The sequence below is a fragment of the Phenylobacterium sp. genome (genome assembly GCF_013911965.1).
Taxonomy (GTDB): Bacteria; Pseudomonadota; Alphaproteobacteria; order Caulobacterales; family Caulobacteraceae; genus Phenylobacterium.
Map to the genome: position 1 here is coordinate 17395 of NZ_JACESE010000011.1, position 12768 is coordinate 30162.

At 72.2% G+C, this 12768-nt stretch carries 16 protein-coding genes; 9 read left to right on the forward strand and 7 right to left on the reverse strand.

The genetic code is table 11. From position 1 onward, the window contains the following. The 6 genes from H2041_RS12200 (at position 1) to H2041_RS12225 (ending at position 5007) form a co-directional block, all read left to right on the forward strand. Positions 1 to 771, forward strand: coding sequence for a hypothetical protein (locus H2041_RS12200; protein ID WP_293392763.1), 771 nt, complete (start codon positions 1 to 3; stop codon positions 769 to 771). A gap of 271 nt (positions 772 to 1042) precedes the next feature. Further along, on the forward strand, positions 1043 to 1969 hold the full coding sequence (locus H2041_RS12205) for a DUF2493 domain-containing protein (protein ID WP_293392766.1): 927 nt from the start codon (positions 1043 to 1045) through the stop codon (positions 1967 to 1969). 95 nt (positions 1970 to 2064) lie between these two features. Then, a complete protein-coding gene (locus H2041_RS12210; RefSeq protein WP_293392768.1) occupies positions 2065 to 2973 on the forward strand; it encodes a hypothetical protein in 909 nt (302 codons plus the stop codon). Positions 2974 to 3569: 596 nt separating this feature from the next. Further along, positions 3570 to 3974, forward strand: coding sequence for a single-stranded DNA-binding protein (locus tag H2041_RS12215; protein WP_293392770.1), 405 nt, complete (start codon positions 3570 to 3572; stop codon positions 3972 to 3974). 85 nt (positions 3975 to 4059) lie between these two features. Next, positions 4060 to 4317: a type II toxin-antitoxin system Phd/YefM family antitoxin gene (locus H2041_RS12220; RefSeq protein WP_293392773.1), complete on the forward strand. Its 258-nt coding sequence runs from the start codon at positions 4060 to 4062 to the stop codon at positions 4315 to 4317. A gap of 81 nt (positions 4318 to 4398) precedes the next feature. Further along, positions 4399 to 5007 (forward strand): hypothetical protein, encoded by a 609-nt coding sequence (locus tag H2041_RS12225; protein WP_293413021.1) that lies wholly within the window; start codon positions 4399 to 4401, stop codon positions 5005 to 5007. Here the strand turns inward: H2041_RS12225 and H2041_RS12230 are convergent. From H2041_RS12230 to H2041_RS12250, 5 genes are all read right to left on the reverse strand, one after another. Further along, positions 5004 to 5600 (reverse strand): RES family NAD+ phosphorylase, encoded by a 597-nt coding sequence (locus tag H2041_RS12230; RefSeq protein ID WP_293392778.1) that lies wholly within the window; start codon positions 5598 to 5600, stop codon positions 5004 to 5006. The two genes, H2041_RS12225 and H2041_RS12230, sit on opposite strands and share 4 nt — an antisense overlap. Then, complete coding sequence (locus H2041_RS12235; protein WP_293413023.1) at positions 5597 to 6307, reverse strand: hypothetical protein; 711 nt, start codon at positions 6305 to 6307, stop codon at positions 5597 to 5599. The genes H2041_RS12230 and H2041_RS12235 overlap by 4 nt, the downstream gene beginning before the upstream one ends. Before the next feature lie 262 nt (positions 6308 to 6569). After that, positions 6570 to 7550, reverse strand: coding sequence for a TerC family protein (locus H2041_RS12240; protein WP_293392782.1), 981 nt, complete (start codon positions 7548 to 7550; stop codon positions 6570 to 6572). 49 nt (positions 7551 to 7599) lie between these two features. Continuing rightward, positions 7600 to 7803, reverse strand: coding sequence for a hypothetical protein (locus H2041_RS12245; protein ID WP_293392785.1), 204 nt, complete (start codon positions 7801 to 7803; stop codon positions 7600 to 7602). A 242-nt stretch (positions 7804 to 8045) separates the two neighbouring features. Further along, positions 8046 to 8237 (reverse strand): hypothetical protein, encoded by a 192-nt coding sequence (locus H2041_RS12250; protein ID WP_293392788.1) that lies wholly within the window; start codon positions 8235 to 8237, stop codon positions 8046 to 8048. Between the two features lie 119 nt (positions 8238 to 8356). On the opposite strand from H2041_RS12250, the gene H2041_RS12255 reads away from it, so the two are divergent. Next, on the forward strand, positions 8357 to 8758 hold the full coding sequence (locus H2041_RS12255; protein ID WP_293392791.1) for a response regulator: 402 nt from the start codon (positions 8357 to 8359) through the stop codon (positions 8756 to 8758). 44 nt (positions 8759 to 8802) lie between these two features. Here the strand turns inward: H2041_RS12255 and H2041_RS12260 are convergent, their stop codons facing one another. After that, entirely contained in the window at positions 8803 to 9219 is a 417-nt protein-coding gene (locus H2041_RS12260) for a hypothetical protein (protein WP_293392793.1), read from the reverse strand. Between the two features lie 185 nt (positions 9220 to 9404). On the opposite strand from H2041_RS12260, the gene H2041_RS12265 reads away from it, so the two are divergent. Further along, positions 9405 to 10961: an SH3 domain-containing protein gene (locus H2041_RS12265; protein WP_293392796.1), complete on the forward strand. Its 1557-nt coding sequence runs from the start codon at positions 9405 to 9407 to the stop codon at positions 10959 to 10961. Positions 10962 to 10993: 32 nt separating this feature from the next. On the opposite strand, the gene H2041_RS12270 is transcribed toward H2041_RS12265, so the two are convergent. After that, positions 10994 to 11647, reverse strand: coding sequence for an MBL fold metallo-hydrolase (locus H2041_RS12270; protein WP_293392799.1), 654 nt, complete (start codon positions 11645 to 11647; stop codon positions 10994 to 10996). 94 nt (positions 11648 to 11741) lie between these two features. On the opposite strand from H2041_RS12270, the gene H2041_RS12275 reads away from it, so the two are divergent. Next, positions 11742 to 12674, forward strand: coding sequence for a LysR family transcriptional regulator (locus tag H2041_RS12275; RefSeq protein ID WP_293392802.1), 933 nt, complete (start codon positions 11742 to 11744; stop codon positions 12672 to 12674). Positions 12675 to 12768: the final 94 nt, after the last annotated feature.

The following is a 12768-nucleotide window of genomic DNA, read 5'->3' on the forward strand; positions in this document are numbered from 1 at the left end:
GTGCGCTTCTTCGTCGGCGTGCATCATCCGAAGGACGGCTGGCCGCTCAGCCTTCGCGGGCACCCCGTCTGCATATCGGCCAACGCCTTGCGGAGCCGCGCCGGCCGCATCGCCTTCGTGGGGCAGGGCGACGGCTGGATGCTCGATTCCGGCGCCTTCACCCAGGTGGCGCTGAGCGGCGGCTTTGCCGAGAGCCCGGACGACTACGCCGCCCTGGTGCGCCGCTTCGGCGACTGGCCGGGCTCCGGGCTCGAGGCGGCGGTTTCTCAGGACTGGATGTGCGAGCCCGCCATGCTGGACCGCACGGGGCTTTCGGTGCGGGCGCACCAGCGGCTGACGCTCGAGCGCTACGACGCCATCCGCGCGGCCGGGGTCGGGCGCGTGCGGCTGATGCCGGTGCTGCAGGGCTGGACCCCGGACGACTACCGCCGGCACCTGGACGACTACGGCGCGCGGCTGGGTCACGGCGCCTGGGTCGGGGTCGGATCGGTCTGCAAGCGCCAGGGCGATCCGCGCGCGATCGGCGTGATCCTCGGACGCATCCTGCGCGCCCGGCCGGACCTGCGGCTGCACGGCTTCGGCGTCAAGCTCACGGCCCTGCGCAGCGCGGCGGTGCGGTCGATGCTCCACTCGGCCGACTCCATGGACTGGTCCTATGCGGCGCGCCGTCAGGGCGGCGACCAGAACGACTGGATGGAGGCCTTCCGCTTCGCCGAGCGCATCGCCGGCCGCGCGCGCGTGGCCTGCGACAGCCAACCTGGGCTCTTCTGACGCCGGGCGCCGCCGGTGTCGGGGCGGGGAAGGGGGCGTCGGCGGTCTTCGGGGCGAGCGGAGCGGCTGGCGGTCGGCTCCGCCGCGCCGGTTCAGGCTGGACCTTGCCCCAAGATCGGCGGGCTTCAAGGGCGGCCCTGCGGGCCGTCGCCGGCGATCCGCGTGCCGCGGCCCCTTGAGGCCCGCCGCTCGTGGGGCCCGGGCGGTCCAGAGGCGCGGCGAGGAAGCCGCCCTCCCGGAGCAGCTCCGGCGTCCCTGAAAGGCCCTTGCCATGTCCCTTCTCCTCACCCCCGACCTCTCCACCTTCGAAGGCGTCTGCGCCGCCGCCCACGACGGCCGCGACCATCCCGAGCGCGACGAGCTGTTGCAGCTCGGCGAGGCGCTGATGACCGAGACCCTCGACGTCACCGCCGACACCGCCCTGGAGGACTTCCAGACGACCATCGCCGAGGGGCTGATCGGCGCGTTCCAGTCGATCGCGCTTCGGCTGCAGCGGGAGGCCGATCGGGCGTCGGACGAGGTGAAGCGGCTGACCCGCGACTTCGACGGCTCGGAGATCGCCGACGTCGAGTTGCAGGAGGCGACCCGCAAGGCGCACGCCGCCGAGGCCGCCGTCCAGGCCGTGGAGCTGATCCGCGACCGCGCCAGCGAGACCTACACCCTCATCACCGGCGAGATCTGGTCGCCGTGGCGGGGCAGCGTCCGGCGCACCGCCTCGACCGCGGCCCAGATCGACGCCCGGGAGGCGCTCCGGGCCAAGCGCGCCCGGGCCCAGGCGAGCGTCGAGCCGGGCGCCCAGGTGGTGGCCTTCCGCGGCTCGCCCAAGGCCGACACCCAGGCGGACGTGAGCCGCATCTTCGACGCGCTGAACTGGGCGCTCGCCCACTGGCCGCAGATGAAGCTCGCCACCACGGGCCTCAACGGCGCCGAGCGCCTGGCGATCAAGTGGGCGCGCCGTCAGGGCGTCGACCACATCGCAGCCAAGCCGGACTTCGACCAGTTCCGCACCGCCGCGCCCTTCCGGGCCAACGACGACATGCTGGCGCTGGAGCCGGTGCTGGTGCTGACGCTTCCCAACAGCCTCGATGCGGCGCGGGCGGCGGACCTCAAGCCCTTCGGCCCGGCCCTGAACCTCGGCCAGAAGGCCGTGGAGAGCGGCGTTCGGCACGTGGCGATCAGCGGCCGCCGCGCCGGATAGGCGCCGCGCGGCGGCCCTGGCGGGCCGCCGCTCCCGCTCCGGTCGGGAGGCGAAGGGAGGGCCGGCTGGGGCGAACGCCTGGAGGAGCTCGCCCGATGGACCTGATGGAGACTGTTTCGCCCGCCGCACGCCGGCGCGCGCAGCGCAGCCAGCGCTGGCGCGACCGGCGGGCGCTGTTCGTACCCGACGCGACCGTCATCGATCCGGCCGCCTACGCCGTCGACGTGATCGGCCCGGCGCTCGCCCGCGCCTTCGTGGTCCGCCACCACTACGCCGGCAGCTTCCCGGCCGCGCGGCTGAGCCTCGGCCTCTTCGGGCCCGGGCCGGCCGGACGCTCGCAGCTGGTCGGAGTGGCCGCCTTCTCGGTGCCCATCAACGACCGCTGCGTGGCGCGGCACACCGGCCTGCCTGAGCCGCGGGCGGGCGCCGACCTCGGCCGCTTCGTGCTGCTGGACGAGGTGGCCGGCAACGGCGAGACCTGGTTCCTGGCCCGTGCGTTCCGGCTGCTCCGGCGGGAGAAGCCGGAGATCGAGGCGGTGATCGCCTATTCCGACCCTATGCCGCGGGTGGGGCCGGGCGGCCGTCTCGCCAGCCCCGGCCATATCGGCGCCGTCTACCGGGACTTCGGCCGTGGCCTGGCCTACCGCGGGCGGGCGCGTCCGCGCACCGAGCACGTGACACCGGACGGGCGGGTCTTCTCCGCCCGCGCCGCCTCCAAGATCCGGGGCGGCGAGCGGGGTTTCGCCTACGCCGTCGACGAGCTCGTGCGCCGCGGCGCGCCCGCGCCCACGGGCGATGACCTGCGCGGCTGGTACGACGGTCTGGCAGCCTCAGGGTTCCTGCGGCCCCGCCGGCATCCGGGCAACCACGTCTACACCTTCGCGCTCACCCAGCGCGCCCGGGTCGCCAGCCGTCCGCTGCCCGCCCTGGCGCCGCCCGGGCGCCGGTCCGCGGCGTGGGGGTCCGAGGCTTCTCATCTGGAGCCGCTCGGCGCGGCGGCCTGATCCTGCCCGCCGGCTCGAGGACGCGCGCGACCCGCCTCCCGGCGGCTCCGGTGTCGCCTTCCTTCGCGGCCGCCTCTTGCGGCCAGGGTCTGCCGGCCTCCGGCCGGAGAGGCCAACCCTGCGCCGGCCCGGCTTCGTCGCCCTCGCGGTCCTTCCTCTCCGGCGCGCGGCGCTGACCTCGGTGTTTGGCCGCGCTGATCTCTCGGCGGCCGGCTTGCCAGGTCTGTGGTGCGCGAGGGGGTTGTGGCCTTGGCGGTCGAGTTCGGCTCCGGCGCTCCGCGCGGGGCAGTGGGGCCGAGGATGCCGGGGCGAGGTCCTTTGGCGGGAGCCTGATCCGGTCCGGTCGGCGCGCAGGAACGCCGCTCTCCATCACGATCCCTGACCCGGGCCGGCCCGGTCCAAAAGCCGACCTCGCGGGGCGAGGCGCGGGCCGGCGGACCCTCCGGCCTTCCGCGCTGCGCTTGTGCAGGCCGGTTTCCACCGCCCGCGGGCTTTCGTCCCGGCCCTGACGGCCCTGGTCCGAAGGGGACGTGATCGCGGCGATGTCCGCGAGCCGGTCAGACAGGTCTGGCCGGTCAAGCCCAAGGAGCCACCCCATGAACCTCGTCGTCCTCACCGGCCGCATCGGCGCCCAACCGGAGATCCGCACCCTCAATTCCGGCGACAAGGTCGCCAACTTCAGCCTCGCGACCGAGGAACGCTGGCGCGACCGGCAGTCCGGAGAGAAGAAGTCGCGCACCACCTGGCACCGGGTGGTCACCTACGCCCCGGGCACGGTCAAGTTCCTGGAGGAGTACGTCGACAAGGGCGACCTGATCCAGGTGGTAGGCATGCTCCGCAACGAGGCCTGGGAAGACGCTCAGGGCCAGAAGCGCCAGGCCACCAAGATCGCCGTCACCGGCGCCGGCCACCGGGTGGAGAAGCTGGCGAGCCCCCGCGACGAGGCCGCCCAGGGCGAGGCCGCCCCCGAGCCGGACCTCGACGACGAGATCCCCTTCTGAGGGCGCGCGCGGCCCGCCCGGTTCGCCGGGCGGGCCTTGTCCTTGTCGTGTGTTCCGTCGGATGAGGACGCTGGGAGAACCGCTGGTGCCTGTCACCGCCTCGGCCGGCGAGGTCGAAAACAACTTCGCAGCCTTTCATGACCTCGCCCTGAGCGCGCCGGTCCGCGTCACCCGGGAGGGGCGGGAGACCGTGTACATCGTCTCGGCCGAGACCTTCCACTGGCTAAAACAGAGCGAACGCGCCGCTCCGGCCTCGGAGGATCTCTCCGAGGCCGAGGTTGCGGCCAACACGGCGGCGGAAATCCCGCCCGAGCATCGCTACAGTCTGAAGGGTTCGGATTAGCGGGCGGCCTGGTGGGGGCGACCGCCGCTGAATCGGCGCCGGCATGGAATCGCCGCAGCCTCGGCTTTGGGAGGACCGCCGATGCCGAACCAGACCGAAGTGGGCGCCGCCGTCGCCGAGGCCCTGGCGCGGGCCCAGCACCATCGCCAGCGCTCGCCGCGCAAGATGCGGGTGCGCCTGCTCACCCAATGGGGCGAGGGCGAAGGGCTGACGGTCCAGGCCCGCATCGCCGGCCGCTGCGAGTCCGAACTGGTCGCGCAGGAGGGGCTGGGGGTGCGGGTGATCCCCTGGGCCGAGCTCGACCGGCGGGCCGGCGAGCTCCCGGGCCTGGTGGACGCGGCGGTGGAGGAGATCGAAACGGCCGTGGCCGCAGCGCCGGCTCCAGCGCGGCCGAGCCGGGTCGAGGGCGGGCTCGATTGGGAGGCTTACGAGGGCCTCGCCGAGGCGGCCTATGAGCGGGTGCTGGCGGTGATGCGGCCGCTGGTGGAAGAGGCGCCGGCCTCTCTGTCGCTTGGCGGCGCCCTGGAGGCGGTGTTCCTCGGGCTGATGAAGGCGGCGGCGCTGGCCAGCGTCGGGGCCGGCATGGGGAAGGACGACGCGCGCGAGATGCTGGAGGCGGCGGTGGCCGAGCTGCTCGGCCGAGTCTCGGAGGGCCATCGCGCCAGCCTCGCGCCCCGTCTGGACGCCTAGCGGGCGGGGGCCAGGCCCACGCCATAGTGCTCGGCCAGAAGGTAGAAGCCCTCCTCGTTGTCGAGGTCTTCGGTCTTGGCCTCAAGCGTGAGCGCCGTGGCGGCGCGGTCGAAGATCGCGTAGCAGACCTCGGCGTCGTCGTGCCGGGCCGTATAGGCGACGCCGTCGGCCTGAAGGGGATGGTCGTGCAGGGCCGCCGACCAGGCCTGGGGCGCATCATAGGGCAGGCCGCCGTGCGTCACCTCGGCAGTGGCGCCCAGGCGCGCGAGGCCCGGCCCGTGCAGCTGGATCAAGGTGAGCGGGCGCAGGGTCCTCAGCAGCGCCTGGCCCTTGGCGGCGATGAGCTCCGGGGCCAGCAGGGTTTTTCCGGGCGTGCGCAGGAAGGTCTCGGCGAAGGCGCCCTGCGGCCGGGCGGCGGCGTAGAGCACGCCGTAGCGGCCGTCCGGCGCGTTGAGCCGGCCGGAGAGGCTGTTGTCGAAATAGATCGGCTCGAGGCCCGCGGGGTAGAACCTGTGCAGCTCGGTCCCTGTCGTCAGAGTGAGCGTGAGCGGCGTGCGGCCGGCGAGGTCCGCGGGCGGGCGCGGCGCCGTCACGCCCCCTGCTGGCCGATGCGGCGCGCGGCCTCGACGACCTCGTCGGTTTCGCCGGCCTTGAGGGCGTCGATCGGTCGGCGGCCGCCCAGGCGATCGTCGGGGTTCACCAGGAAGTTCAGCACGGCCCAGGGATTGCGGAACGGCAGGGCCTGGCGGACTTCGCGGAGGCCGTCCACCACCTCGCCGTCGTCGGTGAACTGGACGGTGGGGAAGCGCCGGCGGTTGCTGGGGCCCGGCACCGCCAGCAGCGAGCCTTCGCGGACGCGCTTTTCCACCGCCTGGCGGGAGACGCCGTTCAGGAGGGCGCGCACCTCGCCCAGTTCATAGGCGCCGCCGGCCCGCTTCAGGTCCTCCTGGGCGGTGCGGACGCCGCGCAGCAGGGCGCGGGCCTTGGCGCTGGGCTCGAAGGCTTCGGTGTCGATGACCGCAGTCGGGCCCGGCTGGGCGCGTTCGAGGATGCGGCCCCTGGCGTCCTGGACCCGCACCTGTCCATAGCGTTCCACCAGGCCCGAGCTCTCCAGGTAGCTCTGGTCGGCGGCGCCTTCCGGGATGATGACCAGGGTGGCGTCCTTAGGCGGGGTGATCTTTTCGAGCGCCCGGGCGCCGCCCTTGACCTTGTAGGCGTAGACGAACTGGCCGCTGCCGGCGTTGCGCGTGGCGCCTTTGCGCATCGCGCCGCCGTCGGTGGACTTCTGGGCCTGGGCCATGGGCGGACTCCTCGGCTGCAATATGGTCCTGTTGCGGCTTGGATGCAACTTTCGCAACTTCGACAACTTCTTGCGCGTCCCTTTGGCCGCGAGAGGTTGGGCGTGTCCCGCCGCTGGCGCGGCGGGCCGGGCTCTACTCGCCGGCCTGGCCGGCTCCCGGAGCCCCGTTCCGGGTCTCCGCCCATGCGGGTTGCGATCCCTCACGCGGACGGCGGCCCTTGGGCGCGGCGAGGCGCAGGCCGGGACCTGCGCCTCGCTGGAGCTACTGGGCCGCCACGGCGGCGGGCTGGCGGGTCTTCCACAGCGACCAGCCGATGCCGCCGGCCAGCAGCAGGGCGGTGACCGCCAGGGACACCGGTGCGGGGAACTTCTCCCAGCCCATGGCCTCGGCGAAGAACACCTTGGCGCCGATGAAGACCAGCAGGGCCGCCAGCGCCTGCTTCAAATAGGCGAAGCGGGCGACGACCGCGGCCAGGGCGAAATAGAGCGCCCGCAGACCCAGGATGGCGAAGATGTTGGACGTGTAGACGATGTAGGGATCCGTCGTGATCGAGAAGATCGCGGGGACGGAGTCGACCGCGAACACCACGTCGGCCAGCTCCACCATGACCAGGGCCATGAACAGCGGGGTTGCGAACCAGACCAGCTTGCCGGTCCGGCCGGGCTGCTTCACAAAGAAGCGGGAGCCATGCAGGTCAGGCGTGACGCGGATGTGGCGGGTCAGCCAGCGGTAGACCGGGCTGTCGTGCGGGTCCTTGGGCGCCTTGTCGGCGAAGAACATCTTCACCCCCATGACGATGAGCAGGGCGGCGAAGATGAAGAGCACCCACTCGAAGCTCGCCACCAGGGCCGCGCCGAAGCCGATCATGACGCCGCGCAGGACGATGACGCCCAGGATGCCCCAGAACAGCACCCGGTGCTGGTAGGCCCGCGGCACGGCGAAGGCGGCGAAGATGGTGGCGATGACGAAGATGTTGTCGAGCGCCAGGCTCTTCTCGATCAGGAAGCCGGTCACGTACTCGATGCCGGGCTCGCGGCCGAGCTGGTGCCAGACCCAGGCCCCGAAGGCGAGGCCCAGGCCCAGGTAGCCGCCGGAAAGCAGGAGGCTCTCGCGCACCCCGATCTCGTGCTGGTCACGGTGCAGCACGCCAAGATCGAGCACGAGCAGAAGTATGACGAGGCCGGCGAAGGCCAGCCACATCCAGAGCGGCTGGCCGAGCACGGCCGTCATGAGCATGTCCATGATGTGAGATCCCGCAAGGCGCGGCGCGCGGCGCCGCTGGCTTCAACGCTTAGCGACGGCGACGCACCGGAACGGGCTGAAGACCCAGCTCCGCGAACATCATGGCGCGTCGAAGCTCGTCCTTGCGGCGCAGCAGGTCGCTGGCGTGGTCGGGGGCCTGGTCGCGGGCGGCGGGATTGCGACTGATGCTCCGGATCATCCGCAGCAGCTCGCGGTAGCTCTGGCGCAGACGCCAGACTTGGATGTGTTTCATGTGCTCCTCCGTTTGGAGGCGCACCTGGCGGCCATCAGGCGGAAACGAGCACAACGGACCCCAGGCGCACCTGTGCGGTCCGACATCACGATCACGGTGATCGTCAGAGGGGCCCGGTCCCGCATCCCGCCATGTAGGCGCCCCAGGGCGTCGCGCAAGGGCTGCGGCGCGCGGTTCAGCTTTCCGCGATCAGGCGGCCCAACGGGTCGAGCGGGCCGCGACCTGGCCGCGTCAGCGGTCCATCAGAGCTGAGCGTCGGCGGCGGTTTGCGGCAGCAGGGGGCGCCGGGTGGCGCGGCGATGCGCCCTCGCGGCGTTCAGCTCCCAGTCCGGCACGGTCGGGACGAGGATGAGGCCGCCGTCGCCCTCCCGGAAGAGGTCGAGCAACAGCCCGCCTCGGGTGATGCGGGCGGAGATGCGTGTTCCAAAGGCCATGTCGGCTCGCCTGCGCCTCGGGAGTGAAGCGCGCCGTTGGGAGGGAACCTCCGCCGGGCATGTTCGTTCCAAGCCGACTGTCGGGAAGCCGACGCAAGCTTAAGCCTGCTGGGGAAGTCATGCCTGTCGAGCCGGCGCCTCTCGTGCTCTACGTGGAGGACGACCCGGCCGTGTGCGATCTGGGCGTGACTGCCTTGGAGGAGGGCGGCTACCGCGTTACGGCGGTGGATAGTGGCGCGGCGGCCATCGCCTTGCTCGAGACGCCGGGGGCGGACTTCGTCGCGCTCGTGACCGACATCGACCTTAAGGGCGATAGCAGCGGGTGGGACGTCGCGCGGCGTGCGCGCGAGCTCTTCTGCGACCTGCCGATCATCTATGTCAGCGGCGCCAGCGGACACGAGTGGCCTTCGCGCGGCGTGCCCGGCAGCATCATGCTCGCCAAGCCCTTCGCCCTGGCCCAGATGGTGGTGGCCGTCGCCAACGTCAGCCTGGGCGCGCAGAGCGACCTGGGCGGCGCCTGAGCCGCCGGCCGCCGGCGCGCGAATGCACAGCGCTGGGGGCGGTCTCAAGCCGCCCGCAGGTAGGTGAGGCTGAAGTCCTCCCCCCAGGTCTGGCCGTCGTCGGACTTCTCCCACACCCCCTCGATCGAGGCTGGCGCAACGGTGGCCCGAAAGCGTTGGTGGAAGTCCTTAGGCTTGCTCTGCAGCGTCCAGGTCGTCCCGTCGAAGGTCATGGCGTAGATGCGCGAGACGCCCCGGTCGTCGTGGTAGACCATCGACCAGCGCTCCGAGCTGTCGTCGAAGCCGATGACCGCGACGGCTGTTGGCGGGAGAGCTGCCTCAAGCGTGCGGGAGCGCATGACCATGAGCCCCCCTTCATCGAGCCACTCAAAGGAGGCCTCGCCGTCCAAGGTCTCTTTCGGGAAACGCATCTTGGTGCGCCAGCGGCCGAGAAGCGGTGCGAGATCGATGGGTCCGGCCAATCGGGGCGCTCCAAATGTGCTCGGGTGCGAAGCCTAATCTGGCTTCGGACGTCCGCAAGACCGGTTGCGGCCAGCCGCGGCGCAGGCGCCCTCACCCTGGCTGCCGCGCGCAGAGCGACGTCGGCGCATGAGGCGCCGCCCGTCGTCGCGGCGCGAATCTCCGGCCGTTGGATTAAAGTGCTCGGGTGACTGAGCCCATCGACCTCTCCGCCTTCAGCAATCCCGTCGTCTTCGCCGTCGAGGGCCTGGGCGACGTCGTGATCGAGGCGCGCAAGAGCCGCTTCTACATCTGGCTCGGCACGGGGATGGAGCGCAGCCGCTGGCCGGACGGCCGCGCCCTGATGCGCGACCTCCTGGCCGAGCAGGCGCGGCGGCCCGACGGCGCGCCGCTGGACGCGTCCGCGGTGGCCGGGCTCACGGGTGAGGCGCTGGAGGCTGCGGCGGGCGGCTTCCTGGATGCGCGCGATCCGGTCATGGGGCCGCTCTCGGCCGAGGCCGGCGAGGCCGCCGACCTGCAGCCGGACGAGCGCCAGACCGAGCGGCTGCGCCGCATCCTCTTCGCCAACACCGAGGCGGCGCTCGCCCCGGCCCGGCGGATGAGGCAGGAGATGGAGCGGCGCACCGCCAGCGTCCTGCGGCTGGGGGAGACCTACAAGGTGCTCGGCCCCATGCAGGAGATGATGGAGCGGGATCGCAAGCTTGAGGCGATGTTCAAGCCGGCGTCCAGCCTGCTGGCGGCCGAAAGGGCGCTCTATGGCGGAACCGCCTCGGCGATGCTGCGGGCCGCCGAGCAGGCTGCGCGGCTGCCGACCTTCCGCTCGCCGCTGGAGGACCTCCTCGGCGCCGGCTCGGCGATCGCCGAGATGCAGGCGAGCGTGCGGCGGGCCACTCAGGTCCTCGGGATCGGCCAGGTCTACCCGCACCTCGCCCAGCCAGGGTTCCAGCCGAAGCTGGGCGTCTACGACCAGCTGTTCGGCGAGGCGACCTCGGTCGCCAGGCTGCTGCGCACCCAGTTCGATTTTCGGCTGCCCGGCGCGGCGCTGGCGTCGATCGGCGCCTTGCACGCGGCCGAGGCGAACCTCGCCAGCCGCGTCCTGGAGGCCATGCAGCGGCCCGGCTTCCAGGCGACGGTCGTCGCCGGGCTCGACGGCGTCGCCGCCCGTGGCGCCTCCGCCGCAGTGCTCGCCCACTACGGCGAGGACCTGGACCCGGACGCGCCGGTCTTCGCGGCGGTGATGTCCGGCGTGACCGCCCTGGACGAGGCCGACGAGGCGGCCCGGCTCGACCGGCTGGAGGCCGCCCTGGCGCGCCTGGCGGAGCTGGTGGCGGAGGTCCTGCGGCGCGAGAACAGGCCGATCACCTTCATGGGCGTCATGACCGTGGTCGGCACGCTGATGAGCGTGATCTCGGTCGGGATCGCCTGGATGGCCTACCAGGGCGATGAGGCCGGGCGGCGCGGGCCGGACACGGCCGCGGTCATCGCCAAGCTGGATGAGCTGAAGGCGGCGCAGCCGCCGGTGCGGGATCAGCGCGACATGCGCTTCGTCCATGACAAGGCCTGGCTGCGCACGGCGCCGGACGCCAAGGCGCTGGCGATCCGGGCGATCTATCCGGACCAGCCGCTGCGGGTGCTGGAGGCCAAGGACGCCTGGGCCAAGGTGGAGGCCTACGACTACGCCTCCGACCGGCCGCTGGTGGGCTGGATCAGCCGTCGGCGGCTGCGCATCCACCCGCTGGACTGACGCGGCCTTGCGGCCGCTGGACATCCAGCCGCTCAGGCCGCCTTCAGAAGCGGGGCCAGGGCCTCGTCCACGGCGGCCCGCCACTGCCCCGGCGCCGAGATCTCCGTGTGGGGGAAGTTGCGGCCAAAGGCGCTGGAGAGCACGACGTCCGGTGCAAGTTCTCCCAGCCGCCTGAGGGTCGTCACCAACTGCACCCTGTCGCTGAATGGCAGATAGCCGGCGGTCCAGGCGCCGTGGTCGTCGCGGCCGATGGTGTCCCCGGTGAAGAGGTAGGTCCGCCCGTGAGGGGAGCGGTACAGATAGGCCGTGCTGCCGGGCGTGTGGCCGGGCAGAGGCAACACGTCCAGGTCGCCGTGCGTCTCTGGACCGGCGAACGTCCGGTCCGGCGCGACGCCCGCTCTGCGGGCCACGGCCTCGGCCTCGACGGCATGGCCCCACAGTTCGGCGCCGAACGCCTCTCGCAGGGTCTTGAGCGCCGGGCCCGCCTCGTCCACGTGGCTGAGGTACTGGCGCCGGATCCCGCCTAGATCGCGGATCGCCTGGTGCTCGTCTGGAAGGCCGGTCGAGTAGATCAGTAGGTTTCCATCGGGCCGGGTGATCACATACGCGCGGGTCACAAGATCGGGCACGCTTGGCAGCGGCTGCTCGGGGCGGGTCTGCCAGAGGTCAGGATAGATCTGCTGCATCGGAAAGCCTCCATGGGTTCGCCTTGGAGATGAGGCTCGACGCGATCGGCGCAATCGCTGAAATCTTGCTGGATATGATCGATGGAATAGATCGGTGATCGACCCCCTCACCCTCGACCAGATGCGCGTCTTCGTGGCTGTGGCCGAGGCTGGCAGCTTCCGCGCCGCCGCCCAACGGCTGCGCAGGGTGCAGTCGGCAGTGAGCCATGCCGTGGCGTCACTCGAAGCGCACCTGGGCGTGCGCCTGTTCGACCGGTCGGGCCGCCGTCCGGTGCTCACCCCCGAGGGCCAGACCCTGCTGGGCGACGCGCGCGCCCTCCTCCTGAAGGCCGACGTGCTGCGCGCACGGGCCCGCGGGCTCGGCCAAAGCCTGGAGCTTGGGCTCACGCTTGCGCTCGACCCGCAGTTCCCATTGCCGCTGGCGGCGGCCGCCCTCAGGGCGGTGCGTGAGGCTTATCCCACAGTGGGCGTTCAGACCTGGACCCTGCCGCTCGGATCGGCGATTGCGGCGTTGCGTAGCCGGCAGTGTGCGCTAGCCGTGACCGGCGCGGACATCCCGGACCCGACGATTGAGCTGTCGTTCCTGGCCGACATCCCGCGCGCCGCGGTCACTGCGCCCGATCACCCGCTCGCTAAGCTCGCCCGGCGCGGCCAGCCGCTGACGCGGATCGCCCTCGCCGACCACATCCAGATCGTGGTGCCCGACCCGTCCCAGCTCACCGAGGGCCAGGACTTCGGCGTGCTGTCGCCCGGCGTGTGGCGGGCCAGCGACAATGAGAGCAAGCGGGCGCTCCTTGTGGCAGGTGTCGGCTGGGGCAGCCTGCCCCTGTGGCTCGTGGCGGACGACCTCGCCGCCGGACGGCTGGTTCGCCTGCCGGTGGAGGAGTTCGGTCCGGACGGCGTCACCTTCGCGACGGCGTGGCTCGGCTGGCGCATGGACGCGCCTCCGGGGCCAGCCGGACGCCTCTTCTGCCATGAACTGCAGCGCCTTTGCGCCGATCGGCTCCCGGCGGGCCGTCGCGCATAACCTGAGACATCCTGGCGGTCGCCCGAAGCTCGAACGCTCAACCGCTTTCGGGGGCCGTCGCGACCAGCCTGACCGCTGCTCCCGGCGCGCCCTT